This is a genomic window from Candidatus Hepatobacter penaei (genome assembly GCF_000742475.1).
Classification (GTDB): Bacteria; Pseudomonadota; Alphaproteobacteria; order Holosporales; family Hepatobacteraceae; genus Hepatobacter; species Hepatobacter penaei.
Genome location: NZ_JQAJ01000005.1, coordinates 1 through 24,844, shown reverse-complemented (window position 1 = coordinate 24,844; position 24,844 = coordinate 1). Strand labels below are relative to the sequence as shown.

Sequence of the window (24,844 nt, the reverse complement as noted above, 5' to 3'; positions counted from 1 at the left end):
GTGTGTTCACAATGGTTGTAGGGGGAAGGGGATGAAAAAAGGGTAAAAAAACGCAGACACACCAAGGGAAACATACCCAGGGAGGCAATCCGTAAGGGGGTGAACCCTGGCAGGAGATTAAGGGGTTAAGTCAGACAGAAGGGCCTTGATAACCGAAGTCTCAAGTGTCACGTGATGGTTATAGTTTTTGTGATTAATCGCCAACACCACAGAAGGGGCGTGGGTAAGCAAAAGCGCCTTGATGGGTGGTTCAAACACAAAACGCAGAAAATGAATGGCCGAGGTTTTGCCCTCAGACGTGGTGCGAATATCATGATCGGTAGGCACAGCAGACACAAGGTGGTCGCCCACGCGAAGGGTGATGGTGTCTTCCACATGACCCAAGGCACTGAGAAGCGCGCGCCGGTGGGCGGCATCAGGAATCTCAAACATCAAGGTGGCCGTCCAATCTGACCCTTGGGGCAACAGGGGGGCATAGGCGTCAATTTCGTCTTGCACCTGATCCGCGCCGCCGTGTTCGATGCGCAGCATTTCCTGAATCTGCCACACCAAGGTGTCATAGCATTCAAAATAAAACGTGGCATAAGGGCCCACGCCCACCCGCCTGTGGGTTTTTATCTCTTTCACGCGCGCCCGCATGGCCTCGCGCACCGGGGCAAACGCCGGGGGTAAAAGAATATCCTGAGGAGAAATAGCCGTCTTCACCATAGGTCCATCTTAATGCAAAAAACGCCCCAAGGCAATCTGCCCACAAAGGGAAAGCAGCTTTTTCACCGGTCTTATGCTATAGCCAATGCCGAGGACGCGAAAACCAGAAAACGTGAAAACCAGAAGACGTGAAAATCGACGAGGTAATAATTGAAGATAAAAAAGAAGTCCAGAAACCCTTTAGTGGATAGAAGAGGAAGGGGGAAGAAACACAGGAAAAACAAGAACTTATTTGACAATGAGTCATTTTTTGCTTAAAATAGACATAGGCTTGGCTTTATCTTTGGTTCTTTCTATGATGTACCGTTTTTCTTTTATGGGCGTGGTGTTAACCGGCTTTTCCTTCATGGGTTTTGGGTCACTGACCGCGATGGATCAAGACGATGTCTCTCCCAACCCCCGGCCTTCTTTATCATCAGAAAGGCTCGGGCCTTCGGATCATGAGGATGTATGGCTCGTTGGTTCTTCGGTGCAGGATGATCCCCGCCCCCTCGCTTCTGAGGAAAGCGTTTCAGAGCCAGTCACCGAAGGGGCCGCCGTGCCCGCTTTAAGGGAAGCACATGAGGTTACAACCCAGGCTGACATTATACGCAACTCCTTTCATAAAAAGTTTGCAGATCTTGCTGAAGCCAGGAAAGCGGTCGAGCGCATAAAAGACAAGATTGCTAACCATGGGAAAGACACTTTAGCTAAAAGGTGGGCTTTTGTCCGAAAGCAATTTGAGCAAGGAAACCACCCTTGGGACGATTTTAATGTTTCTGAAGAGAGATATCCCAACAACCCTGAAGCACGAGAAATCAGAGAAGCAATAAAGGTTGTTGATAGGGAAGTGGAAGCTTTGCGGGAAGAGGCAAAGAAGCGTGAAGTGCGCGTAGAAAAACAAAAAAGCGCTATTAACGAGCATATAGACCTGATGGTTAAAGAGGGCCTTTTGACAAAAGATGAGGCCTATGGGGAATATAGTTCGTTGGCCGTCATTAACAGCATTGTTCAAGAAAGGTTTTCTTGAAAAAAAATGCGTGTGCCCTGAAGGTGTTGCACAGGATTGATGAATCCAGCTGATATGTGATGTCAAGCGCTGATCTTGGGGGTGCTTGTTCTCAGGTGCCCCTCTTGCTGCAAGGGCTGTGGTTGCGCGTGCTTTTCGTTGGGTCCGCTGTTTCACGGATGTCTTTTGAGATGATGATCTCTGGCCTGTCTTGAAGAACCGCATCACACCCTCTGTTTAAAAGCCAGGCGTTGATCACGCCAGTTCATCCAAGCGTTTCACGGGTTCATGTAAGTGGCAGCGATGGTTACGCTGCAAAAAGTAGTGTGGTGATTCCAGAGATAGTTTTTCTCTATAGACAGGCTGTTTTTGAGGGAGGCGTGACCATGTGCTGAAAGGTATTTTTTAAAAAAAGGTTCTTTGTTGGTAACAGGCTTTTTGCCTGTGAAACGCCTTTTCTTAAGAGGCAGAGGCCCAAGAGACGAAGGGTTATTTTTTGACAATTCGTCATTTTTTGTTACGATGGGCAGACTTTGTAAAGGATATTGTTTTTATGGAAACGTTTTATTTGAGATTATTGATGGCCTTTTTGGGGCATATGTGCATGGGGCGCTTCTTTGGCACTGGCGGTTGGTGCTGACGGTCAGGTTGAGGGGATCTCTTGTGATGAGTACAAAATCACATTTTCCCAAGACCAATACCAAGCTGTGTCGCCCTCCTTTTGTATGCCTGCTGAAGAGGAGTCATTTTGTGAAAGAATGAAGCGTTTCAGCCTTACCTTAAACACAGACAGCGATTTAACGGATGCCGATTTAAGCACGAATACTGATGCAAACACAGAAACGCTTACAGGCTTTGCGGATGACCCAGACTCATTGTCTACAAAGCTCGAAGCTCTGTGGGATGATATAAACATGGCCACTGCGCATCCAAGGGAGCTAGAGGCTACCTTGGCGTAAAGAGATCGGGCCGTGGGATCATGGATAAATGCTTGAGAGAAAAAGCACGCAACCATTTGTGCAATCAAAAGGGACGGGCATGTCAGGGTCGCCCAACAGGTTAAATTTGATTTTTGACATTGTGTCATTTTTTGTGTTTGGTAGGGGTGAGATTCACCAGAAGGTATGGTTTTGTGATGAGGCAAGTGTGGATGATGGTGGGCATTTTTGGGGGGGTGTGTATGTTCATGACAGCGCCCCTTCGTGCGCCTCAAGATAGGTTTGACGGAAAGTCTTCTATCACTGTGCGCCCTGACACAAAGATTGTGTTGCCATGGTTTTCTTGCTATCGACCTGAGGCCGTCAAGGTTCCTTCTTCACCCCCAGATGACGCTGGTGCACAGGATGCTTTGGTTGCGCAAAGATTGACATACAGGCAAGCTTTTGAGGACCATTTTAAAACCACATCCCCCAAGGTTCAGGCTTTGTTGGGCAAGATATCAGGCTCTGTGCAAGCCACGGTTCCTACAGTGGGGGAGGTTCTTCCCTCCCTTCAAAGGCTGGCTTTGCGGGCTTTTCTGGGTCATGACATCGGCTGTATGCGAGACCTGTTGCGTGAGGAGCGTGAGATCACCTCCGATGAAAGGTTGGCTTTGCTGACGTTCCTGGCTCAGGATGCAGACTTGGTAAGAGGGGCCGTTCTTGATAGGGCACATATTCTCACAACGCACAGGCAAGTGATGCTCGGTTTCCTTGAAAAGCTTGGTGATCGTATTCTTCATTTTGATTGTAAGGAATCAGAAGATGCCTTTATAAGGTTGCACAATTATTTTGCGTCCTTTGTGCGGGAACTTGCAAGAGAGAAAGAGGGCCTCAATACCAAGATCGCAGACAGAAGCAGCGTCAAAAGATTCTATTCTTCCATACAAAGAGAGAGGCCTGGAACAAAAGAGCGTGTCCGTGCCTATGTAGACTCTTTAACAAAACTGTGTTTCCCCAATGACCGTCAAGAGGCGCGCATCCAGGCCTTACTGCCCCAGGTGTGTGAGATCTGGAACGCTGCCCCTTTGCCTGTCTCTTTGAAAGAAGGGGTGACGGCCCCTGTGACAAAAGGAGCGCCAGAAAAATGTGTTCCCAACCATTCACCTCTTTTGCCAGGCGGCTTTGCGCTTGAAGCGTGGGCCAAGGTGTTGGATCATTTGCTTGCAAAAGGGATGATCCATGAGAGAGTCTCACTGGAGCTTACTTGCACTGTCCTTTATCACCTAAGTTTTTCTTCTCATCGTTTTCAACACGCGCTTCTGTTAAGAAGTTTTTATTTCAATGTGCCGGAAGGGAATACATGGGCATGTGTCAACCTGAAGGGTCCGTTTTGTGGTGATGATGGGGTTGCTTATGGTCACTTAAAACATGGCCGTGAGTGTAGGTCTGAAAGGCTTATATGCACACTCAACCCACCACAGACTGAACCTCAGGAGGTTATAGAGGTTACAGCACACTTTTCTCTTTATGAGCCCTATGGAGGAGCCCCTCTTGGCAAGGGTGAGGGAAGCATTATCTTTGGCCCCCTGGATGTGCGCCTGTTAACGTTAACAAATAAAAAATAAATCTTACATCCTATCAATGCAGGATGTATGGGTTGCTGGCAAAGCATATGCGCGCGTGTTGGGATGCACACATGGAACGGATTGCACAAACGCCAGAGCTGTCTGTGGTCAACGGGGCACTGGTGGCGCTTTCTCTTGAGGCATCTGCGCGCCCCTTCAAAGAATCGGCTGAAGATGCGCCAAACACAGGGAAAGAGAAGGAAAAAGCGCCTGAATCTCAGCATGAAGGTGCGCCTGAAGAGGCTGAAGGTACATCTAAAGATGCCTCTTAAGGTGGGGCGGGCGAGGGGCCTCAGACCCTGACATCTAGAGAGGCACATTGAAGCGTGTGTTGAAAGGGACAATTAAAGAGGCTGTGAAGAGAGGGTGGTCCCCAAGGGCACGCGCGCCGATCAAGCCTCAGGCTTCCTTCATCGCCAGGTCGATCAGGCCCCAGGCATGCGCCATCACCTGGATGGGGTGGACAAACTGTTTCTCAGCAGTCAGTTCTGTGTTAGGTGAGGCTGTCTTGGATGAAGTGTCCTTGGGTCGGGACGCTTGTGACATGCATGACCCTGAACACGATTCTGGGCACGCCCCTTGCTTCAAATGTGTCGCCGCCAGGGGGCACTCAGAGGCAACAATGGAGGCAGCATTTTTGCGGATGGCGCGCATCACGGGGCGCCCCACGTGCATGGCGTCTTCAAAATGCGCTTTCATCATGCCCCAAGATCCGCCGTGACCTGAACATTTAGCCATGGTGGTGAGCGGGGTGTGGGGCAGCATGGCCAGCAATTCTTCCGCTTTGTTGCCCATGTTTTGAGCGCGGCTGTGGCACGGGATGTGGAGAAAAATACCGTCTTGCAAGGGTGTGGTGAGCGGGGGCAAGCCTTTGGTTTTGGCCAAGGTCACAAGATAGGCTGTGATGTCCAAGGTGCGTTGAGCCAGGCGCGCAATATCTGGGTTGCTTGGGTGCATCAAAGGCCATTCATTGCGGATCATCAGCGTGCACGAGGGCACCAGTGAGACCACGGTATAGCCTTTGTCCACAAAAGGCATCAGCGTCTGGCTTATGCGCAAGGCTTTGTTGGCCACCTCAGCGGTCAGCCCCATTTCAAAGCGCGGCATGCCGCAGCATTCAGGATACACCACCTCAGGGGTAATGCCGTTGTGGGCCAAGACAGCCATGGCCGCTTGGCCGATGGCGTCATTGTGATAATTGACAAAACACGTGCTGTAAAGCACCACCTTCTCACCCAAGGCCGGTGCTTTGTCATTGAGGGGATAGGGTGGCGGTGTTTGAGAAAAAGCCCGTCGGTTAAAGGCAGGCAGCTCGGCCCGTTTATCAATGCCTGCCGCTTTTTCCAGCAGGGGGCGAGTGAGGGTGTTGCAAGTTTTGCTCGCCCAGTTGGCCACGGATGGGATTTTGCACCCTACGCAGCCGTTGCGGTCTGTTTGGGTGAGTTGGTTCTGCACAAACGGCACGCCTTTTTTTTTGGCAGCAATGGCCCGCGCGCGTAGCATCAGATGCGGAAAGTCCACATTCAACGGATGGGGCGGCACATAGGGGCATTTCACCAAAAAGCACATATCGCACAAGGTGCAGGCATCGATGGCGGGTTCAAAATCTTCACGGGTCAGGCCATCCACCTCCCCGGTTTTGGAGGCGTCAATGGCATCAAACAGCTTGGGAAAGGTGGCGCACAGGTTAAAGCACCGCCGGCACCCATGACACACATCTGCCACGCGCCGCAGCTCAGTCTCAAACGCTTTTTCGTCATAAAACGATGGATCATCCAGGGGCAGGGGGTGACGTGTGGGGGCCTCAAGGCCACCTTCTTGGCTCATCTCACATTCCTTTCACGTAAGGGCGGCACCGACCACCTATGTGCCCGAAGGTGCCTCATAGATAGGCACAGTCTATCCTGATTGTTTCGCTTTGACCATATAAAGGGCCAACGCCCCGGCCACCGAAACGTTGAGGGTTGAAAAAGAAGGCGCTGTGGGCAAACAAACACTTTGGTCACAGCGTTGTTTTACCAAGGGCCTCAGGCCCTTCCCTTCGGCGCCCAGCACAAGAATATGGTTTATTGATGGCGTCCAGGCTTCGGGGCTCTGGCCATCTTCTGAAATGGCCGACACCCAAAAACCGGCTTCTTTCGCATCGAGCAGAGATTGGGAAAGGTTGGTGACCAAAAAAACAGGTACATGCTCGAGGGCACCCGCTGCAGCTTTGGCCAAGGCGCCATCCAGGGCAGGCGCGCCTTGTTGTGGCAAGATAAGGCCGCTTCCGCCGAGTGCGCATGTGCTACGGGCGAGCGCGCCAATGTTTTGGGGATCACAGATCTGGTCAAGCGCCAGCAGTGTGCCGCGCCCTTCATCATGAAGCCATGATTTGAATAAGGGATAGGTCAGGGGCTGTGCCTGAAGGGCAATGCCTTGATGGAGGGCCTCGCCAGGCAGTCGTTGATCAAGGGTGTCTGCCGTCACAACATGGTGAGGGCACAGAGCCTCAAGAGAAAAACCTTGGTCGATAAGCATGGCTTTTCTCTTTTCTGTCACATAAAGCGCCAGCTTGCCTCGCTGTGGGTTGGCAAGGGCCGCACAGACGGTATGCCAGCCCCACAACCACAGGCCTTGCTTAGCTGTGTCTAACCCGGGACCTTGTAGGCGGCGGGGAGCTTGTTTTTCTGATGGCCTGCGCTTTCTCTTGTGTGGAGGGGAGGTTTTTTTGGGCCCGCGTTTTTTGGCAAGGTCAGAAAAGGCAGGGGGCATGATATTGTTGCACCTGGGGGCGTTTTGGATGATCATAAGGGGGTGCGTTATAGAAGGTCAATATCCATGGGGGCAGGGTATGCGTTTTCATAAAAGTAAGACATTATCCATGTCTTCTCAACAATGGCTGAGGAGGCAGTTCAAAGACCCTTATGTGAAACGGGCGGCCCGTGAGGGCTTTCGCTCACGCGCGGCGTACAAGCTGATGGAGATGGATGACAAGTATAAGCTGTTGGTTCCAGGCCAGGTGGTGGTTGATTTGGGCTGCGCACCGGGCAGCTGGAGCGAAGTGGCGCTATCGCGTCTAGCAGAGCCGTCCCGCGCTGAGAAGAAAGGCCGACCCCGCCCCCTCAAAACAGATGCCGCCACAATCGGCAAGAGGAAAACCCAAGCCGCCGAGGCTATGACAAAAGAAGGCAGGACCCAAGGGTCAGGTGGATCAGATCAAGATGTTGCGCCCGCCCTTGCGGCATCAGACAAGTGCGGGCGTTCTCAAGATCCATCTCACGATGGGCAACGGCAAGGCGTGGTGATGGGGCTTGATCTATGCGAGATGACCCCTCTTGACGGTGCATTGTTCTTTCAAGGCGATTTTTTGTCAGATGAAGCGTTAGTGTGGCTGGAGCAAGCCCTTGCCCCCTATGGCGGTCGGGCAGATGTGGTACTGAGTGATATGGCGCCTTCCACCACAGGGCATAAATCCACAGATCACCTGCGCATTATGGCGTTAAGCGAAGCGGCGCTGGATTTTGCACAAAAGGTGCTATCCCCCAAGGGACATTTTGTGGCCAAAATTTTTCAAGGCGGGGGCGATCCGGCGTATCTTAAGGCACTTAAACAGTGTTTTTCTCATGTGCACTGTGTGAAGCCAGCATCGAGTCGGAAAGAGTCGTCAGAAATGTATGTGGTGGCACGGGGCTTTAAGGGCACTTCATCATCCAAAAGGCCCTAGAATGAAAACCCAACGCTGAGGGTGACAAAATCAATGCCGTCGTTGGGCACAGAGGTGTAGAAATTAGAAAAGTGCTTCAACGCCACTTCAATGGTGACAGGATCAAACGTCACACCCAAAGCCAGGTTGGCCACAACGAAAAAATATCCCCCATTGACGGGTGTGGGCCGGCTTTTGATTTCAGGGCCAGCCCCCAAGGCGATATAGCACGGCTTAAGATTGAAAAGCAGCTCAGGCACCCACCCCACCACAAAATGGCGATAGCGTTCGTGGATATGGTTGAGATAGTTGATTTCTAGGCGATTACGGATGGGCCATACCCATAATGTGCCAGGAAAATAATAACCTGCGGCATAGAGGGTGTGCTGTTGGTTTTCGGTGGGAGCGTTTTTCAGAAACAGATCAAAGGCCCGGCGGTTGACGGGTGCGCCGCCTGTGATCATGACCGCCTGAGAGTGGTTCGCAAAAAAGGCTTCATGAGCAGAATCGGCCCAGACATAGGTGGGGGGTAATGACAACAACGTGCCAATAACAAAAAAGCGTGCCCGCATACAAAAGGATAACGTGAATGAATAAGAGTATTCTAATCACGAATACACAATTTTTAAAATAAAAAGAGGCAATTTTCTATAATATCTTTCACGAGCACATTTTTTTGGAGGCAAGGTTTCTGAGAGAAGGGTAAGGCCCAGCGGCCCTTAACTGCGGCTGTGCAGGCTGAAATTATAGGATAAGGCAATGCCAAAAAAATCATTGCCGTGATTGGGTGAAGCTGTATAGGCATTGGAATGATGCCTTAAGAACATCTCCACATTGACGGCGTGAAACGTCACCCCAAAGGCCAGGTTCGCCACCACCGCAAAGCGACCGCCGCTGACAGGTGTGGCGCGTGATTTCAGGTAGGGGCCTGCGCCAAAAGAGATGTAAGCAGGGTTGAGGTTAACCAGTGCTTCTGGCATCCACCCCGCAACGGCATGCGTATAGCTTTGATAATCGTCATGACGGTTGCCTTGATAGCCTACCTCAAAACGATGGCGCAAAGGAAACGACCATACCGTGCCGGGCAGGAGATAACTTCCTGCAAACAGGGTGCTTGAGGATGTGCCAGGAAATGTGCTTTGCGTGAAGAGGGATAAAATTTGGCGGTTGATGCCTCGGGCCGCGGTGATCATCACACTCTGCCCTTCATAGTTGAAGAAGGGAGCCACTTCAGCAGCGCACAAAGGCAGGCAGAACAACCCTGCCCACAAAAAAGAAAAACGAAAAAAGCGCAACATCTTTACCATCATATCACCAAAGACACACTACAAACATCAGGCTTAACAATCGTCGCCCACATGACCCATATCATATCTTAACAATGTTTCGTGAGTGTAAAATAACACACTGTGTATGATCGTAAGGGTGTGTTCTTAACAAACCTCCTCATCAAAAAAGAAAATATTGTTTTTTAAACATTTTTTTATTATTTTCTTCAGCTGTGTGGCATGCATCCGTGTGTTGATCGAGCATGAAAGGGCACGTCAGTGTTGATAGATGGATCATCTAAAGGGTGGCTCATCAAAGCCTCGCAATTTTCGTGAGTGCAAAATCTCAGATCCACGGCTGCGGAGTAGGCGAATGGTTTCAAGCCCCACTTCCATGTGTTGATGCACGCGATCTTTATAAAACTGCGTAGCCATATTTTTGAGTTTAAGCTCTCCATGAAGAGGTTTATCCGACACACACAAGAGTGTTCCGTAGGGTACACGAAAACGAAACCCGTTGGTGGCCAGGCTTGCTGACTCAAGGTCGAGCGCAATGGCTCGTGTGCGATTATAGCGGGCAAAGGTTTCCTTCGCACTGATTTCCCAATTCCGGTCATCACAACTGACCACGGTGCCCGTGCGCATGCGCGTTTTGATGTCAGCGCCTTTAAGGCCTGTCACATTGACCACAGCCTCTTGCAGCGCCATCTGAACTTCCGCGATGGGGGGGATGGGTGTCCAGAGCGGCACGTCTCGGTCAAGAACGTGGTCATCCCGGACATAGCCGTGGGCGAGGACGTAATCACCCAAGTGTTGTGAACGCCGAAAGCCAGCACAATGCCCCAACATGATCCAGCAATGGGGTCTTAACACGGCAAGATGGTCGGTGATGTTTTTGGCATTGGTGGGTCCCACGCCAATATTCACAAAGGTGGTGCCACTTCCGTCTTTGCGTTTGAGGTGATAAGCGGGCATTTGTGGCAAGTGTTGAGGTCGGTTTTTGTGTTTGGCTTCAAACTCTTGGCGGTTGCGGCTGATAATATCACCGGGCTCCACCAGGGCTGTATAGTCACTGTCGCTCTCGAGTGTTTCAAGGGCGTGGTTTACAAAGTGGTCAATATAGCGCTGATAGTTGGTGAGAAGAATGAAATGTTGGAAATGCTCAGGTGCTGTGCCGCAATAATGATAAAGGCGGTGCAGCGAATAATCCACACGCTCTGCGGTGAAAAGGGCCAGAGGTCGTGGCACATTTTTGTCAGCAAGGGTATAGGTGCCGTTGGCAATGCTGTCGTCGACTTTAGACAGGTCAGGCAAGGGGACATTATTGGCCATGTCCCACAGTGTGGCGGGGTCAAGCGTAGAAAGAGAGGCCTCATGAAAAAAAGGAAGTGGGATAGGCCATGTGCTTTTTCCCACAAGGACGGGTGCCTTGTGGTGGCGGATCAGAAGATTAATTTGTTCTTGATAGTAAGCACCAAAAATATCTGGCCTTGTGACTGTGGTTCCATACACACCTGGCTCTGATGCTATGCCATAGGCTCTGGTGGCATCAATGTTAAGTTCCTTAGGTGCTACGGCAAAGGCAATATAAGGATAACAGGGAATGTTGCCGTTGCAAGGAATGCCTTTTTGAAGGTCGCGGATCATGTCTTCCGACATTTGCTTGCCTTCTTCATAAAGCGTGTTCAGCAAAGCGACGGCTTCTTCTCCTGTGTAACAAAGGCTGGCGTTGCCCTGCATGGAGGACAGAAAAGGCAAAAAATTTTTTAAAGAGTCCATAAAGCTGATCGTTAATTTTTTAACAATGATTCTTGTATTCTCGAAACATTCACACTATAGAAAAAGAAGCACACAAACAAGGGGGTGTCGGTATGCGTTCATCCTTGTTAACAGATCTGTAGATTTTTGATGTCTAGAATAAGCAATCATTCTTGGAAAATGATCGTCATGAAGATGCGGTATTTTTGTGTTTGCCTATGCGTCATGTGGCAGTTATTGGGGCCGGCCTATGCCGCCAACCCTCGATATGCCTCTATTGTGGTGGATGTGCAAACAGGTCGTGTGCTTCATCAAATCAGCTCGCAAGAACGGATCTATCCCGCGTCGCTCACCAAGATGATGACCCTTTATTTGGTGTTTGATGCGTTGCATCGGGGCCAGTTGCGCTTGAATCAAAAAATTCCTATCTCCAGGTGGGCGGCCCAGCAAGAACCCTCAAGTTTGGGGTTAAAACCGGGAGATTGGATTACGGTGGAAAAAGCCATTTTGTCGCTGGTGTGTCGGTCTGCCAATGATATTGCTGTTGCCCTGGCTGAGGCTGTGGGTGGATCAGAAAGAAGGTTTGCGCGCCTGATGACGGCCAGAGCTTGGTCTTTAGGATTAAAGCGTACGTCGTTTCATAATGCCACAGGCTTGTTTCACCCCAAGCAGATGACCACAGCGCATGACATGGCGCGCCTAGGCATTTTTTTGGTTAAACACTTTCCCAAAGAGTATGCCTATTTTAAGCGCAGAAAATTTTCCTTCCGTGGCAAGATCCACAAAAGCCATAACAAGCTTGTGGGCAACGTGCATGGCGTGGATGGTTTGAAGACGGGCTATATCAGAAAAGCCGGTTTTAATCTGGTGACCTCCGCCAAACGCAAACAAAAAAGGTTGATGGCCGTGGTCATTGGCGGCAAAACCGCAAAGTGGCGTGATCAGCGGATGGTCTCGCTTCTTGAAATGGGGTTTCGCCATGCCAACCTCAATCAAAAGAGTCTTAAGCGCATGCCGAACTGGCAGCAGGGGCCTTTCCTGCAATCAGCTTCGTTGGGCAAGCCTGTGAAACCGAAGCGCCGTCGTCCCAAAAAGCAGATGCGCTCGGTGCGTTTCTTGAAGACGCGTCGCGCAATGGTGGCCAAGGCAAGAACGGTGGATGATTTGCTGACCGCCTCTTAACGTTAAGGACCCTATGTTCGTGAATCAGCACTCTTTATGGCGATTGGGAGATGTTTTTCGCCTTATGCGTCCTCGCGGTGTGATGCTTTTGTATCTCCCGTGCTTGTGGGGGCTGATTGTGGCAAGCGGTGGACAACCACGGTGGCAGGATCTTCTTCTTTTTTTATGGGGGGCGTTTCTGACGCGGAGTGTGGGGTGTGCCTACAATGATTGGGTGGATCAAGACATAGACTGTCATGTTACCCGAACCCAGCAAAGGCCGCTGGCCCAAAAAGATGTTTCTTTGGTGGCGCTTGGGTGCGCCTCAGGCGTGATGCTGGTGCTGGCTTTGTGGGTGCTTGTGCAGCTGAGCATGGCGGCCATTTATGGGGGGCTTCTTGCAGCCCTTTTGGTGCTTCCCTATCCGTGGCTCAAACGCGTTACATACTGGCCCCAGCTTTATTTAGGGTTTCTTTTTTCAAGTGGCATTTGGGTGGCCTGGTTTCAGGTGAACCCGGATTTTCGATCTGTGACCTTTGCTCCTTTTTTGCTTTATGGGGCGGGTATCTTGTGGACGCTTTATTATGACACGGTGTATGGCTATCAAGATCGCGTTGATGACAGCAAGGTGGGGGTGAAATCCACCTCTCTTTTGTGGGGAGATCATCCCGGCATCTTTTTTGTGTGTTGCCTTGTGGGGATGATGGTATGTTTGGTGGCCCTTGGGTGGTCTGAACAGTGGGGATGGCCCTATTTTTTGGGCCTTGGGCTTGCGGCTGGGCATCTTGGGTGGCAGCAATGGAATCTGGATATTCGTGAGCCACAAAGTTGCTTGCGTGTTTTTTTTGCCAATCCGTGGACAGGGCTTTGGGTTGCGTTTTGTCTTTGGATAGGTTGTGTATCATGAGGGTGCTGACAGGGGTTGTGCACAGGGGCACAAGGCTTTAAAGTGCCGGTATGGATATTAAAGATAGGCTCACGTCCCTGGCGCAGAAAATACGTGCCAAAGGGGCTTCAGATTGTGACCTGGTGCATCGGGTCGAAACAGATGCCGAAGCCAAGGTGCGTTTGGGTGTGCTTGAAGACGCCACGTTTTCCTCAGACGAGCATATATCTATACGGGTGATTGTGGGGCAAAAATCGGCTGTGGTGACCACCAGCCGCCTGGATGATGTTGAGGCCCTCTTGACGCGTGCGTTTTCTATGGCTGCTTCTGTGCCGGAGGATAGGTTTCTTGTGCGCTCATCTCCGGATATGTGGTTTCAAGGCAACCATACCCTGCCTGTGGATACGCGAACCTTAGAGATGGATGAGCTTGTACGCCGCGCAGAAACATTAGAGCGTGCGGCTCTGGATCATGACGGTATCAATGGATCTGATGGCGCTAGTGCCGGATACGGCCACAGCGTGACCACTCTAGTGACAGGGGGTGGTTTTTATGGCCAGCATCGTGCGTCAACCTATGGGGTAAGTGTGGCGTTGTTGGCGGGCGCTGAGGGTGCACGGCAGGTGGATGGGTATGGCGCAGCTGCCATGAATCTTGATGACCTTGAAGATGAAACCGCCGTGGCCAACAAAGCAGCTCATCGCGTGTTGCGCAAACAAAACCCAAAGCGCGCGGTGACAGGCCATTATCCTGTACTTTTTGAGAATAAGATTGCCCCGATGCTTGTGCGGCATTTGCTGGCGGCGATCCATGGCGGCAAGGTGTGTGAGGGGATGAGTTTCCTTCAAAAAGCCCGTGGCACGCAAGTTTTTGCCAAAGGCGTGCATATTGTCGACGACCCTCATGTGCCCTATGGTTTTGGTGCATGCCTTTTTGATGGGGAAGGCTTGCCCACCCATAAAACACCACTGGTGCAAGACGGCGTGCTTGAGACCTGGCTTTTGAATATGCGCTTTGCCCATAAGTTGGACTTGCCGTCAACGGCTCATGCCACCTGGCCTGCCGGTGGGCCGCCCGGCATTGCGGCGCACCATGTCAATGTGCTGGCGGGAGACAAGTCGCCTCAAGCCCTGATGCAAGAGATGCACAACGGCCTGCTGGTCACCGAGATTATGGAAAGCGGGGGCGGGGTCAATCTGTTGACCGGGGATTATAGCGTGGGAGCCTCGGGTCTTTGGATTGAGGGCGGTGAGGTGGCCTATCCTGTGGATCAGGTAACCATTGTGGGGCGTTTGCAAGACATGTTTGCCTCCCTGACGCCGGCCAATGATCTTGAGATGCGTGGCTCGCTCAACGCGCCTTCGCTGTTGATTGAAAACATGACGGTCTCAAGCCTTTAAGAAAAAAGTCGTTTTCTCGTAAAAACCAACAAAAAGCCTATGGTGATGGCAGCACCCATCATCGATGACCCCCCATAACTCATAAAAGGCAAGGGCACCCCCTTGGTGGGAATGACCCCTAAGGTGGACAAGAAGTGCACACAGGCTTGAAGCCCCAGATTCGTAATAAGACCTGCAACGCCTAAGATCACAAATAAGCTGTGTTGAGACAGGGTCCAATAAAGGTGTCTGAGAATCAAAAACCCATAAAGCACCATAAGCGCAAGGCAAAAAAGCCCTCCAAATTCTTCACCTGTGACAGAAAAAATAAAGTCTGTGTGCGCGTCAGGAAGATGCCCTTTAATGCGTCCTTCTCCTGGCCCAATGCCCCATAAACCGCCTGACTGAAAGGATTGGATGGATTTGATGATTTGAAATTGATCCCCAAAAGGGTCGCCTTTATTGTGACCAAGAAAAATCTCAATCCTGTGGCGCACATGGGGAAAGAGAAAGAAAAGCCCCACACCAGACAGGGCAAACACGCCCGCCCCTAAAAACAAGAAACGCCACGCAAGGCCCGCAAGAAAAACTTGCGTTAGAAAAGAGCCCAAAAGCACACACGTCATGCCAATGTCAGGTTGGAGAGTCAGCGGGGCTAAACTGATGAAGAGGCAGGCAAACGCCCAGGCCATGCCTGAAAATTGGCCGGCTAACCGTTTGCCCTCACTCAGCAGCCATGCGGTGACGACCAACAGGCATGGTCGCAAAAATTCGGAAGGCTGACACGGAAACCCCGCCACCTTGATCCAGCGCTTGGCTCCTTTGACGGGTGTTCCCCAAAAAAGGGTCATCCACAATAAACAGAGCATCAGGCCAAACCCCACAAAGGCCAGGCGACGCATATGGTGTACCGAAAGATGTGAGCTCACAAGCAGCGTTACAAATCCCACCAACACAAAGATCACGTGTTTTTTGAGATAGAAAAACGTTTCATACCCATAGTGTGAGGCAATGCTCGGGCTTGCCGCCATCATAAAAAGAATGCCAAGCCCCATCAACAAGCACACGGTAAAGAGTGTGGCCAGATCGATGGTCCATAACCATTCTCCCCAAAACGTGCGGTTGGTGCGTGCAGAAGAAAAATCAAGCAAGGGCGCGGCCTTTCTGTATCATAGCTCCAGACGCAAGTCTAAAGCGTTTTTATCGTCTTGTCACTTTGGATCAGGGCTTTGAAGTGATCGCCGCGCGCTTCAAAATGGGGGAAAGCATCAAAACTGGCACCCCCTGGAGAGAGAAGAACCAAGGGCACCTGTTTGCCGGGATTGCTTTGGACCCACCGGGCAGCGGCAGCCACGGCCTCTTGATAAGCGGCGGCAAGGGTCGAACAGGGGATGTGGTGGACATGGTGATCGGCAAGAAACTGGGCCACAGTCGCCGCTGACTCGCCCATGGGAAAGGCCTCTGTCACGAAGGGTAAGTAAGGGATCCACGGAGTCAGATCTGCCTGATCTTTAAGGCGCCCACCCACAATCCAAAACACAGGTTGGCCTTGGCTTTTTTTGAGGGCAAACGCCGCTGCCTCCACGTTTGTGGCCTTGCTATCATTAATGAAGGTGATGTTTGCGGCAGGGTGTTGAGAGGGGATAACGCGCTCATAACGATGGGCCAGGCCAGGCCAGGTCTTTATGGCCTTGATGATGGCATGAGCATCATGCCCCAATAACCTGAGTGCCGCAAAAGAGGTGAGAAGCGTGGCTTCCGCCATGTGTGGAAAGGAGGCTTTCACTGTGGTATGTGGGGTGTGATAGGTGTCATGAAGGGTGTCTTTGATGAGAAAAAACCCTGCCTTCAAGGGTGTGCCATGGGCATAGGGGATAAAACGATGTGGGTGAGGGGCGTCACGCACAAAGGGGGCTTGCCATGGGTCATGAGCATCATAAAGGCATCGGCCTTCTGCAGACCCGATGTTGAAGAGGGTGCGTTTTTGTGCCGCATAAGCTTCAAGGGTGCCGTGCCGCGCCAGGTGGTCGGGCGTGATGGCCAATAAAATCGCCAGATCAAGCGAAAGATGGGGTACAGTTTCCAGCTGATAGGAAGACAGCTCAATTACACATACATCTTTGCCTTCAAGGGGCAGGACCGTCAAAATGGGCACGCCAATGTTGCCGGCCATCACACTGTGTTGCCCCAAGGCAGAAAGAGCACAGTGAATCAGCGAGGTGGTGCTTGATTTACCATTGGTGCCTGAAATGCCAATGGTGGTGACGGGGGGGTGTGTTTGAAAAAAAAGATCCACATCAGATGACAGCGGGGTACCAGCTTTGAGCGCTTTTACCACCAATGGATGAGGGTGGGGGCCTTTGTGGGCAATGCCGGGGCTTAAGAGGATAAGATCAAAACCCTTCGGGTCAATCTGATCGGGCGGCTGATAGGCAAACCCTTCACCGCTTGTGTGACGATCATCTGTCACGGTGACGTGGGCGCCACTTTTTTGTATGACTTTGGCTGTGGCCAGCCCTGAAAGCCCCATGCCCACCACCAGCACCCGTTGATCTTTCAAAAAATCAAGGGGGTCAGGCTTGGCAGGAGATAGCGTGTGCATAGCCATGGGAAAAGATTAACGCAACTTCAGCGTGGCAAGACCCAAAACGCCGAGGATAATAGAAATAATCCAAAAACGAAAGACCACAGATGACTCGGACCACCCCTTGGCTTCAAAGTGATGGTGAATGGGCGCCATCAGAAAAATGCGTTTGCGCGTGTGTTTAAAATAGAGTACCTGCACAATCACCGACAGGGTTTCAAGCACAAAAATGCCCCCAATGAAGGCATAAATCAGCTCATGCTTGGCTAAGAGCGCAAGCCCCCCTAAAAAACCGCCCATGGCCATGGAGCCGGTATCCCCCATGAAAATCATGGCCGGGGGGGCGTTATACCACAAAAAGCCTAAGCACGCGCCAATGAGAGCGCCGCCCAACACAGCCGCTTCGCCCACACCAGGCACATAAGGAATGTGCAGATAGGACGCAAACTCTTTATGCCCCACGCAATAAACAATAATAGACAGCACCGTGGTACATATCACCACAGGCCCCGTGGCAAGCCCATCAAGCCCGTCTGTGAGGTTCACAGCATTGGCGCTGCCAATCAGCACCAGCATGGAAAATACAGGAAATAAGAAAGACAAATGCCACAGGGCATCCTTAAAGAAGGGGAAGTGCAGTGTGTCTTTTAGGTGCGCAGGAAAAATCATCCACAACCATCCCACAGCCACAAGCGAAAAAGCCACCTGTACCAGAGTTTTATGGAGGGGTTTAAGGCCATAGTGATTAAAGTGAGCAAGTTTAAGAGCGTCATCAATAAGCCCCGATAGGCCAAAGGCCAGCGTTACAAAAAACAACCACCATGTAGGCGGATTGCTCCAATTGCCCCACAGAAGGGCTGCAGAAGAAAACCCTAAGAGAATCAAGAGGCCGCCCATGGTGGGGGTGCCTTTTTTTTGAGTAATATGTGTTTGCGGTCCATCAGATCGAATGGGTTGCCCCCGCGTTTGATAGGTTTTGAGCATGCGAATCACCACAGGTCCGAGCAAAAAACTGACCACAAAAGAGGTCAAAAATGCAAGAATCGTGCGAAAGGTGATATACCCAAACAGGGAGATGCCTTGGTGGGTAGCAAGCGCATTAAACAGAGCATAAAGCATGATCAAAATCCACAATCAATGTCACGTTGGCCCAGCCGCCGCAGAAAGCAAACGATCCACAACTTTGTCCAATTCCATGGATCGTGACCCTTTGAGCAGAATCATGTCACCATGTGTTAACAAAGATGTTAACAAAGGCCACGCCTGAATCCAATCAGAAACATGATGCGTTTCAAGGGTGGGCGGCAAGGCGCGATGCAGGTACACCATCAAAGGGCCAACCGTCATCACCACATCCACGCTGCACGCCTGAATGAGGGGGCTTAAGTTTTTGTGCGCTAAGGGCGCTGTGTCTCCCAACTCTTTCATATCAGCCAACACAATCACGCGCCGTCCTGAGGGTTTGGGCCTTAAGGCCAAGGCTTCAAGTGCGGCCTTCATAGACAGGGGGTTGGCATTATATGTATCGTCAATAACCGTGATGGTTTTGCCGTGGAAAGTGATCGTGTGGGTTTGACCGCGACCTTGATAACACGGCCATGTCATGAGATGGGCGAGGACCTCGTTTGGGTCGAGACCCAAGGCATGGGTGACAGCCAAAATAGACAAGGCGCCCATAACCCAGTGTTTGCCTGTGTGGGGGATCTGGCCATGATGGGGGTGGCCAAAATAGAGGCAGGAAAATGACGTGCCGTTCTTTTGCGCATGCCATTCATGAAGACGCACATCAGCCTGGGCATGCTCACCAAAGGTGATAAGGGTGCCCACACCTTGCTGGTGACAGATATTTTCTAACAACGGAAAAAAGTCGTCATCCCGATTCAGCACGGCGATGCCGGGTGGGATGAGTGTTTCCAAAAGCTCAGCCTTTGCCAGCGCAATGCCCTGAAGGGAAGAAAAATGTTCAAGGTGACTGGGGCCAATGGCGGTGATAAGGCCCACATGGGGTTTGACGAGAGTGCCTAAGGCGCGTATTTCCCCTGCATGGCTCATGCCCAACTCAAATACAGCTTGCGGGGTGTGTGGCGGCAGATTGGCCAGCGTAAGGGGGACGCCGATGTGGTTGTTGAAGCTTTTGCGTGAAGCAAACACGCCGCGATCTTTTAAGACCCAGGCTAACCCTTCTTTCGTGCTGGTTTTCCCCACGCTGCCGGTAATGCCAATAAAGGTAGTGTCCGTGGCCCGCTGGCGTGCCGCGTGGGCGATGTGTTCAAGGGCGGTGAGGGGATTATGGACCACAAGGCCTTGGGGGTGATGGTGAGGCCATGATGAGGCCACCAGAGCGGCACAGGCGCCTTTTGCAAAGGCGTCATCAAGAAAATCATGACCATCAAAATGAGGTCCCTTGATGGCAATAAACAGGTCGTTGGGCTGCAATGTGCGCGTATCAATCGAAAACCCCATGCATGGTGCCAAGCCTTCAGGGACGTGGGTGGATAAGAGAGAGGCTAACGCCGACCAGGTAAAAAGAGGTTGAGATGAGGGGTTTTGGGGGGACAAGGTTGCTGCGTTCATAGGGTTAAGAGGCTTTAAGCTGTTTCAGTTTCCTTAAGGCCGCATGCTTGTCATTAAAGGGAAGAGAACGTGTGCCCACCACCTGAAACCGCTCATGTCCCTTGCCTGCAATCACCAAGACATCGCCTTCCTTCAGTTTATCTATGGCCACAGAAATGGCTTCATCGCGCCCTGGGATGCTGTGAGCATCGGGGGCCCCTTTTAAGATGTCATTTCTTATATGATCAGGGTTTTCTTGTCGAGGGTTGTCATCTGTGATGATCACCTGATCTGCCAGGGTATGAGCAATGTGGCCCATCTGGCTGCGTTTGCTTTGATCTCTGTCCCCGCCGCATCCAAACACCACAAAAAGAGATTTTTTTGTATGGGCACGCAAATCTTTCAGTGCCGTCTCCAAAGCCCCTGGGGTGTGGGCATAGTCAATATAAATAGATCCACCTGAAGGCGTGGTTCCCACATACTCAAGCCTTCCCTCCACAGGTGTGATGTTGGGGGTGTGGGGGATCAGCTCTTTCAGAGGGACGCCCGAGGCATGCACAATGAGCAAAGAGGCAATCAGATTTTCCAACTGAAAGCGGCCAATAAGGGGGAACGAGAACGTGAGGGGTTGGCCTAAAAAGGTGGCTTCAACTTTTTGTCCCTCAGGCAGGCAGGTGATTTTGTTCACCTTCACGTCTCCATCATCAATGCCATAGGTCCAGTGAGTCAGGCTGTTTTTTCGACAAGCCTCGGCCAGGTCATAAGCGTGGGGGAGGTCAACGTTAGAGATCGCTGTTCCTTGGTGGGCAATGAGCTCTTTAAAAAGTCGCACCTTGGCCAGCCAATAGGTTCTCAGATTGAGGTGATAATCCAGGTGATCTTGAGAAAAGTTGCTGAACACACCGACGTTAAATTTGATCCCATCCAGTCTGCGTTGATGAATGCCATGGCTTGAGGCCTCAAGGGCGCAGTGCGTGATCCCGTGTCCTGCGGCTTCATCAAGAAGTGGATAAAGGTCTAAAGGTTCAGGGGTTGTGTGCGTAGGTGATAGGGGGAAATAGTCCATACCCTTAAGACCCAGGGTGCCCAAGCTGATGGATTTTTTCCCTAAACTCTGCCAGAGTTGGTGGGTGAAATTGGCAATAGACGTCTTCCCATTGGTGCCGGTAATGCCTGCCATAAAATCAGGGGTTTTAGGGAAGAGAAGGTGGGCTGTTTCAGCCAACGCCAGACGAATGTCCTTCACGCCAAAAAAGGTGATGTGAGAAAAAATGGTTTGTTTTTTTATCACCACCGCTTCGGGGGCCACGATGGCGGTGACCCCTTTGTGAAGTGCCAGGTCAATAAACCCCTCTGGCCCTCGTTGTTTGCTGGGAAGAGCAAAAAAAACAATGCCCGGACCCGCTTGTGATGAGTGGTCAGTAATGCCGTGGAAGTTGGTCGTTTGTCCTTTGAAAAAACAAGAAGGACGCAAGGTGCGGAAGAGTAGTTCTGTGGTCAGCGTCGTCATGAGGTCAATTCTATTCTTTTCAATCCTCTACCTTTGTCTATTCATCTCCACCTTCGCCTTCTTGTCAATTATTTATTCTAAGCATGGGGTGAAAAGCCCAAGATTGTCGTGAGGGAAAGGAAGATGTTCTTAAAGGCAGGGGCCGCTGTCCAGCCAGCGGTGGTATAGCCGTAGGTTTCTGCCGAGGGCTTGGGGTGTTCGAGGGTGACAAGCAAAACATAGCGCGGGTTATGAATGGGAAAAGCGCCCACACACGATACAAGATTTTCTCCTTTTCGGTATTGGCCGGTGGCACTCAACAAGTTGGCGGTGCCTGTTTTAGCGCCAAGGGCATAGCCTTGGACATGGGTTTTTTTAGCATGACCTTGATGCACAGATTCTCTTAGCGCTGTGCGCATAAACTGCACAGTTCTGGGTTTGATAACGCGTGGGCGCGAGAGGGGTGTGTCCACCTTCCTTAGCGTAGGGACACAGTGAAAGCCAGAGACAATGGAGGCCACACTTTTTACCAAGTGAAGCGGGGTGATCGATATGCCATATCCATAAGAGGCTGTGGCCAATGTTGACTCTCTCCACACCGCGGGCACCATGGGGTGTGCCACTTCAGGAAGCTCCAGGGGGAGACGTTGAAAAAAAGACATTTTCTCAAAAAAACGTTTTTGTTGTTGAATCCCCGCATGAAGAGCAATCTTAGCATTCGCAATATTGGAGGAACGAAGAAAGGCTTCTTGGAGCGTGAGTTTGCCGCCCTTGCCCCTGAAATCGCGAATCGCAAACCTGCCCATGCGCAGCGGCGTGGACGCATCATAAAGGGTGTGAAGATATGTGGACTTATGCTCAAGAGCCATGGCGACGTTGTGTATTTTAAACACAGACCCAAATTCATACACGCCCATGGTGTTGCGATTAAAAAACTGTTGGGGTGTGGCTTGTTGCGGTTTGTTAGGGTCAAAATCCGGAAGCGACACCATGCCCAAGATTTCACCATTTTTGATATCCAGCAAAATCGCATTGCCTGCCTCGGCCTGAAAATGCTGAATCGCTTGAGCCAGCCCGGCTTTCATCGCATATTGAACGCGGCTGTCAAGAGAGGTATACACATCTTGGCTGTGCATAGAAAATGTTTTTTCAAGACCTGACAGGCCTCGTCCATCGATATCTGTGATGCCCACAATATGAGAAAAAAGGTTCTTTTGTGGATAGATGCGTTTTACATCCTTCTGAAGAAAAAGCCCCGGCAACCCCATTTTGAGAAAGGCTGCTTTTTGCGCTGGGGTGATGTGCCGTTTGATCCACACAAACCCCTTGTTTGATATGAGGCGTTTTGTGAGTTGATTTCCGTCAAGGTCGGGGAAACACGCTGTCATTTTTTTAACAACCTCTGCCTTATGAGGCGTTTTTTGAGGATTGGCATAAATGGAATAGGTTTGAAGGCTGCCAGCAATGAGTACCCCGTTCCGGTCAAAAAACGAAGCCAGGGCTGGGGGTGTGTGCGGCATGCTGTGGTCGGAAAACCATGTGTTTTTGCTGGTCAACAGGCACAAACGCACACCGGCTAACACAAAAAGGCACGAAAACACCCACAACATACCATAGGTGCGGCTGTGGCAATCAAGTTCTGGTCTCGATATACTCCTCACATTCACTCCTTTCTCAGCTAGAAAGCCCCTTTCATTTGTTCAGGCGTTATGGCAGAAAACTTTAGAAATTGTTTGGAAAGGTGGTCGAGGCGCTCAGGGGCATTCAGGTGCGCCCATTCAAGAGAAAGGAGCTGCATGCGGCCCTGAAGTTCGGTGAGATGGGCTTGTTGTTGGCTTACATGGTGGCGTAGGCTGGCCACATAATATTTGAAGTACATCACCAATAGCCCGGTAAGCAGAAGGTTGCCGATGCCGAAGATCATTTTTTTTGTCATGATCTCATCTCCCGAATTGCCCACCGCAGTTTGGCCGATCGTGCCCGTGGGTTGTGGGCTATTTCTTCGGGCTGAGGTCGTTGAGGTTGGCGGGGCGGGACACGAAAGGGGCTGACCGGCCTTTCGAGGCTTTGAGGCACATGCCGTGAAGGTTGTGTAGGCTGGAGGGGTTTTAAAAACTGTTTCACAAGGCGATCTTCAAGAGAGTGAAACGATACGCACACAAAACGTCCACCCGGCCGGAGGGCATGGGTTATGTGGGTCAGGGCAGCGGTCAATTCTTCAAGCTCTTCGTTCACCCACAGGCGCAAGGCTTGAAACGTGCGGGTAGCGGGGTGTATGGTGCCTGGTTTGTGAGGAACACCTTCAAAAAGGGAAGTCACATCTTGTGTGTGTTGAAAAGGGTGGGTGCGTCTTTTATCAACAATCTTGCGGGCAATCTGGCGTGATCGGCGTTCTTCGCCAAACTGAAAGAGAATGCGCGCAATCTCTTTTTCTGAACCCGTGTTGAGCAGATCGGATGCCTTTTTTTGGCTAAGGCCCATATCCATGTCAAGCGGGCCCTGTTTGCTAAAGGAAAACCCGCGCTTCGCCTCATCCACCTGGGGAGAGGACAACCCCAAATCAAACACAGCGCCATCGAGGCTTTCGTGGTGCACATAGGTGGAGAGGGTGCTAAAGCGTGCATGGTGCAGGCAAAGACGACCGGTTTCGAGGGCTTGATGAAAATGGGTGCGTCCATAGTCAATGGCCGTTTGATCGCGATCTAAGGCAACGACGGTTGCGTGTTTACTCTCAAGAATACCTTGAGTATAGCCCCCCCGGCCGAAGGTCGCATCGAGAAACATCCCGCTTAGCGGTGATAATTTTTCCATCACTTCTTTTTTCATGACAGGGGTGTGGGCGTGTGTCATGCAGCCCCCACTTTTGATGAGGGAGAGAGGGTGGGTCTGGACACCTTAAGGCGCTCTCGCGCCTGTTGTTGATAGGTATCAAAACGTTTGGGATTCCACATTTGAAACGTGGGACCGCGCCCCACAAAGGCCACCTCTGTGTCAATCTCTGCGTGGCTTCTCAAGGCTTCTGTCAGCATCACGCGCCCCTCGCTGTCAAAGGTGAGCACATGGGCATCAGCAAAAATGCTGGCGGTGAGATCCGTTTGCTCTTCAGAAAAAAGCTGAAAAGCATCCACGCGCGTTGCTAGGTCCTCCATCTTTTCTGAGGCAAATCCCTCAATAGCGGTATGCACCAGGGATCGAAAGGCCACAAACCCTCGTGTTTCACTGCGGCTTAGCAGAGTGCGGAAAGGGGCCGGCACACTCACGCGGCCCTTTTTATCAATCTTGTTCACAAACGTGGATAGGAACAAGCTCATAAGCCACCCCTTTGCTCCAAAAGAAAGACGTGATGAATGCGCAAGAAAAGTAATAAGGACAAAGGGGAGGAAGTAAGGGAGGTGTCAGTTAAGGACAGAAAGAGGCCGCTCACTTCATGCGTCCTTTCAAAAACTGTTTCCAAAAGGGTTCGTCTTCTGGCACAAGGCTCACGCTGCTGTGTGTGTCTTGAATGACATCTTGAGGCGCCGGTGCCTGGGGGGCCGCCTTTTCTGCCGGGAAGGTATCAAGCGTTTTTTCCACCGTTTGTTTCCTGTCGTTTTTATCCATCCACACAAACTCAAAACAAAAGTGACCCTATGTTTCTAAGACTATCATGGGATTTTATGGGAGTCAATGGGACTAGATGGGATTGCATTGTCCACCGAGTTATCCACATATCCCTCAATTGCCTTTCACAGTGCTCAGAATGAGAAGGAAAGATGTGGTCCTATGGCTCAGGTTTTTCTAAGAGCCCATGGTAGATTCAGCGGCAGGAAGGGGAAGATGTATCTAAAAACAGGTTCTTAG

24 protein-coding genes are annotated in these 24,844 nt (G+C 51.1%); 8 read left to right on the top strand and 16 right to left on the bottom strand.

Translation table 11 applies throughout. From position 1 onward, the window contains the following. Positions 1 to 117: 117 nt before the first annotated feature. Entirely contained in the window at positions 118 to 708 is a 591-nt protein-coding gene (locus IG82_RS0106385; RefSeq protein WP_031934690.1) for a DUF3501 family protein, read from the bottom strand. 238 nt (positions 709 to 946) lie between these two features. Here IG82_RS0106385 and IG82_RS0106370 point away from each other — a divergent pair, with 238 nt between their 5' ends. From IG82_RS0106370 to IG82_RS0106335, 4 genes are all read left to right on the top strand, one after another. Beyond that, a complete protein-coding gene (locus IG82_RS0106370; RefSeq protein WP_156095437.1) occupies positions 947 to 1,717 on the top strand; it encodes a hypothetical protein in 771 nt (256 codons plus the stop codon). A gap of 596 nt (positions 1,718 to 2,313) precedes the next feature. Further along, positions 2,314 to 2,655, top strand: coding sequence for a hypothetical protein (locus IG82_RS07190; RefSeq protein WP_156095436.1), 342 nt, complete (start codon positions 2,314 to 2,316; stop codon positions 2,653 to 2,655). Positions 2,656 to 2,828: 173 nt separating this feature from the next. Beyond that, complete coding sequence (locus IG82_RS0106340) at positions 2,829 to 4,241, top strand: hypothetical protein (RefSeq protein ID WP_156095435.1); 1,413 nt, start codon at positions 2,829 to 2,831, stop codon at positions 4,239 to 4,241. A 47-nt stretch (positions 4,242 to 4,288) separates the two neighbouring features. Then, positions 4,289 to 4,513, top strand: a complete 225-nt coding sequence (locus IG82_RS0106335) for a hypothetical protein (protein WP_172642921.1) — start codon at positions 4,289 to 4,291, stop codon at positions 4,511 to 4,513. 127 nt (positions 4,514 to 4,640) lie between these two features. Here IG82_RS0106335 and IG82_RS0106330 read toward each other — a convergent pair whose 3' ends face one another. Continuing rightward, positions 4,641 to 6,068, bottom strand: a complete 1,428-nt coding sequence (locus IG82_RS0106330) for a (Fe-S)-binding protein (protein ID WP_052545787.1) — start codon at positions 6,066 to 6,068, stop codon at positions 4,641 to 4,643. 72 nt (positions 6,069 to 6,140) lie between these two features. Continuing rightward, entirely contained in the window at positions 6,141 to 6,995 is an 855-nt protein-coding gene (locus IG82_RS0106325; RefSeq protein ID WP_052545786.1) for a TrmH family RNA methyltransferase, read from the bottom strand. A gap of 79 nt (positions 6,996 to 7,074) precedes the next feature. On the opposite strand from IG82_RS0106325, the gene IG82_RS06750 reads away from it, so the two are divergent. Continuing rightward, the gene (locus IG82_RS06750) at positions 7,075 to 7,947 is read left to right on the top strand and encodes an RlmE family RNA methyltransferase (RefSeq protein ID WP_172642920.1); all 873 of its coding nucleotides are present in this window, start codon (positions 7,075 to 7,077) and stop codon (positions 7,945 to 7,947) included. On the opposite strand, the gene IG82_RS0106315 is transcribed toward IG82_RS06750, so the two are convergent. From IG82_RS0106315 to IG82_RS0106300, 3 genes are all read right to left on the bottom strand, one after another. Then, positions 7,944 to 8,498, bottom strand: a complete 555-nt coding sequence (locus tag IG82_RS0106315; RefSeq protein WP_031934679.1) for an acyloxyacyl hydrolase — start codon at positions 8,496 to 8,498, stop codon at positions 7,944 to 7,946. The two genes, IG82_RS06750 and IG82_RS0106315, sit on opposite strands and share 4 nt — an antisense overlap. 147 nt (positions 8,499 to 8,645) lie before the next feature. After that, on the bottom strand, positions 8,646 to 9,224 hold the full coding sequence (locus tag IG82_RS0106310; protein WP_172642919.1) for an acyloxyacyl hydrolase: 579 nt from the start codon (positions 9,222 to 9,224) through the stop codon (positions 8,646 to 8,648). A 264-nt stretch (positions 9,225 to 9,488) separates the two neighbouring features. Further along, entirely contained in the window at positions 9,489 to 10,934 is a 1,446-nt protein-coding gene (locus IG82_RS0106300; RefSeq protein WP_156095442.1) for an AMP nucleosidase, read from the bottom strand. A gap of 243 nt (positions 10,935 to 11,177) precedes the next feature. On the opposite strand from IG82_RS0106300, the gene IG82_RS0106295 reads away from it, so the two are divergent. The 3 genes from IG82_RS0106295 to IG82_RS0106285 all read left to right on the top strand — a co-directional run bounded on the left by IG82_RS0106295 (position 11,178) and on the right by IG82_RS0106285 (position 14,399). After that, positions 11,178 to 12,134, top strand: a complete 957-nt coding sequence (locus IG82_RS0106295; protein ID WP_052545783.1) for a D-alanyl-D-alanine carboxypeptidase family protein — start codon at positions 11,178 to 11,180, stop codon at positions 12,132 to 12,134. A 64-nt stretch (positions 12,135 to 12,198) separates the two neighbouring features. Further along, on the top strand, positions 12,199 to 13,020 hold the full coding sequence (locus IG82_RS0106290; protein ID WP_172642918.1) for a 4-hydroxybenzoate octaprenyltransferase: 822 nt from the start codon (positions 12,199 to 12,201) through the stop codon (positions 13,018 to 13,020). Between the two features lie 50 nt (positions 13,021 to 13,070). Next, a complete protein-coding gene (locus tag IG82_RS0106285; protein ID WP_052545781.1) occupies positions 13,071 to 14,399 on the top strand; it encodes a TldD/PmbA family protein in 1,329 nt (442 codons plus the stop codon). Here the strand turns inward: IG82_RS0106285 and IG82_RS0106280 are convergent. The 10 genes from IG82_RS0106280 to IG82_RS0106235 all read right to left on the bottom strand — a co-directional run bounded on the left by IG82_RS0106280 (position 14,396) and on the right by IG82_RS0106235 (position 24,604). Next, positions 14,396 to 15,529, bottom strand: coding sequence for an FtsW/RodA/SpoVE family cell cycle protein (locus IG82_RS0106280; RefSeq protein WP_031934673.1), 1,134 nt, complete (start codon positions 15,527 to 15,529; stop codon positions 14,396 to 14,398). The genes IG82_RS0106285 and IG82_RS0106280 overlap by 4 nt on opposite strands. A 38-nt stretch (positions 15,530 to 15,567) precedes the next feature. Beyond that, entirely contained in the window at positions 15,568 to 16,980 is a 1,413-nt protein-coding gene (murD, locus tag IG82_RS0106275; protein ID WP_172642917.1) for a UDP-N-acetylmuramoyl-L-alanine--D-glutamate ligase, read from the bottom strand. Positions 16,981 to 16,995: 15 nt separating this feature from the next. After that, positions 16,996 to 18,081 carry a phospho-N-acetylmuramoyl-pentapeptide-transferase gene (mraY, locus tag IG82_RS0106270; protein WP_052545794.1) on the bottom strand — a complete coding sequence of 362 codons (1,086 nt, stop codon included), beginning with the start codon at positions 18,079 to 18,081 and terminating at the stop codon, positions 16,996 to 16,998. A gap of 21 nt (positions 18,082 to 18,102) precedes the next feature. Beyond that, complete coding sequence (locus IG82_RS0106265; protein ID WP_052545780.1) at positions 18,103 to 19,536, bottom strand: UDP-N-acetylmuramoyl-tripeptide--D-alanyl-D-alanine ligase; 1,434 nt, start codon at positions 19,534 to 19,536, stop codon at positions 18,103 to 18,105. 4 nt (positions 19,537 to 19,540) lie between these two features. Then, the gene (locus IG82_RS0106260) at positions 19,541 to 21,025 is read right to left on the bottom strand and encodes a UDP-N-acetylmuramoyl-L-alanyl-D-glutamate--2,6-diaminopimelate ligase (protein ID WP_082192107.1); all 1,485 of its coding nucleotides are present in this window, start codon (positions 21,023 to 21,025) and stop codon (positions 19,541 to 19,543) included. 77 nt (positions 21,026 to 21,102) lie between these two features. Further along, positions 21,103 to 22,665: a peptidoglycan D,D-transpeptidase FtsI family protein gene (locus tag IG82_RS0106255; RefSeq protein ID WP_156095433.1), complete on the bottom strand. Its 1,563-nt coding sequence runs from the start codon at positions 22,663 to 22,665 to the stop codon at positions 21,103 to 21,105. 17 nt (positions 22,666 to 22,682) lie between these two features. Further along, positions 22,683 to 22,940, bottom strand: a complete 258-nt coding sequence (locus IG82_RS0106250; protein ID WP_031934667.1) for an exodeoxyribonuclease VII large subunit — start codon at positions 22,938 to 22,940, stop codon at positions 22,683 to 22,685. After that, entirely contained in the window at positions 22,937 to 23,854 is a 918-nt protein-coding gene (gene rsmH / locus IG82_RS0106245; protein WP_052545777.1) for a 16S rRNA (cytosine(1402)-N(4))-methyltransferase RsmH, read from the bottom strand. The genes IG82_RS0106250 and rsmH overlap by 4 nt, the downstream gene beginning before the upstream one ends. Continuing rightward, positions 23,851 to 24,315, bottom strand: a complete 465-nt coding sequence (gene mraZ / locus IG82_RS0106240; RefSeq protein ID WP_031934665.1) for a division/cell wall cluster transcriptional repressor MraZ — start codon at positions 24,313 to 24,315, stop codon at positions 23,851 to 23,853. Before mraZ ends, rsmH begins: the two co-directional genes overlap by 4 nt. Positions 24,316 to 24,424: 109 nt before the next feature. Beyond that, entirely contained in the window at positions 24,425 to 24,604 is a 180-nt protein-coding gene (locus IG82_RS0106235; RefSeq protein WP_031934664.1) for a hypothetical protein, read from the bottom strand. Positions 24,605 to 24,844 lie beyond the last annotated feature (240 nt).

Excerpts from the sequence above, each read along its gene's own strand:
- IG82_RS0106385 (WP_031934690.1), bottom strand. The coding sequence starts at position 708 with ATGGTGAAGACGGCTATTTCTCCTCAGGATATTCTTTTACCCCCGGCG.
- IG82_RS0106370 (WP_156095437.1), top strand. The coding sequence starts at position 947 with ATGAGTCATTTTTTGCTTAAAATAGACATAGGCTTGGCTTTATCTTTG.
- IG82_RS0106335 (WP_172642921.1), top strand. The coding sequence starts at position 4,289 with ATGCGCGCGTGTTGGGATGCACACATGGAACGGATTGCACAAACGCCA.
- IG82_RS0106330 (WP_052545787.1), bottom strand. The coding sequence starts at position 6,068 with ATGAGCCAAGAAGGTGGCCTTGAGGCCCCCACACGTCACCCCCTGCCC.
- IG82_RS0106325 (WP_052545786.1), bottom strand. The coding sequence starts at position 6,995 with ATGCCCCCTGCCTTTTCTGACCTTGCCAAAAAACGCGGGCCCAAAAAA.
- IG82_RS06750 (WP_172642920.1), top strand. The coding sequence starts at position 7,075 with ATGCGTTTTCATAAAAGTAAGACATTATCCATGTCTTCTCAACAATGG.
- IG82_RS0106315 (WP_031934679.1), bottom strand. The coding sequence starts at position 8,498 with ATGCGGGCACGCTTTTTTGTTATTGGCACGTTGTTGTCATTACCCCCC.
- IG82_RS0106310 (WP_172642919.1), bottom strand. The coding sequence starts at position 9,224 with ATGTTGCGCTTTTTTCGTTTTTCTTTTTTGTGGGCAGGGTTGTTCTGC.
- IG82_RS0106300 (WP_156095442.1), bottom strand. The coding sequence starts at position 10,934 with ATGCAGGGCAACGCCAGCCTTTGTTACACAGGAGAAGAAGCCGTCGCT.
- IG82_RS0106295 (WP_052545783.1), top strand. The coding sequence starts at position 11,178 with ATGTGGCAGTTATTGGGGCCGGCCTATGCCGCCAACCCTCGATATGCC.
- IG82_RS0106290 (WP_172642918.1), top strand. The coding sequence starts at position 12,199 with ATGCGTCCTCGCGGTGTGATGCTTTTGTATCTCCCGTGCTTGTGGGGG.
- IG82_RS0106285 (WP_052545781.1), top strand. The coding sequence starts at position 13,071 with ATGGATATTAAAGATAGGCTCACGTCCCTGGCGCAGAAAATACGTGCC.
- murD (WP_172642917.1), bottom strand. The coding sequence starts at position 16,980 with ATGCACACGCTATCTCCTGCCAAGCCTGACCCCCTTGATTTTTTGAAA.
- mraY (WP_052545794.1), bottom strand. The coding sequence starts at position 18,081 with ATGCTTTATGCTCTGTTTAATGCGCTTGCTACCCACCAAGGCATCTCC.
- IG82_RS0106265 (WP_052545780.1), bottom strand. The coding sequence starts at position 19,536 with ATGAACGCAGCAACCTTGTCCCCCCAAAACCCCTCATCTCAACCTCTT.
- IG82_RS0106260 (WP_082192107.1), bottom strand. The coding sequence starts at position 21,025 with ATGACGACGCTGACCACAGAACTACTCTTCCGCACCTTGCGTCCTTCT.
- IG82_RS0106250 (WP_031934667.1), bottom strand. The coding sequence starts at position 22,940 with ATGACAAAAAAAATGATCTTCGGCATCGGCAACCTTCTGCTTACCGGG.
- rsmH (WP_052545777.1), bottom strand. The coding sequence starts at position 23,854 with ATGACACACGCCCACACCCCTGTCATGAAAAAAGAAGTGATGGAAAAA.
- mraZ (WP_031934665.1), bottom strand. The coding sequence starts at position 24,315 with ATGAGCTTGTTCCTATCCACGTTTGTGAACAAGATTGATAAAAAGGGC.
- IG82_RS0106235 (WP_031934664.1), bottom strand. The coding sequence starts at position 24,604 with ATGGATAAAAACGACAGGAAACAAACGGTGGAAAAAACGCTTGATACC.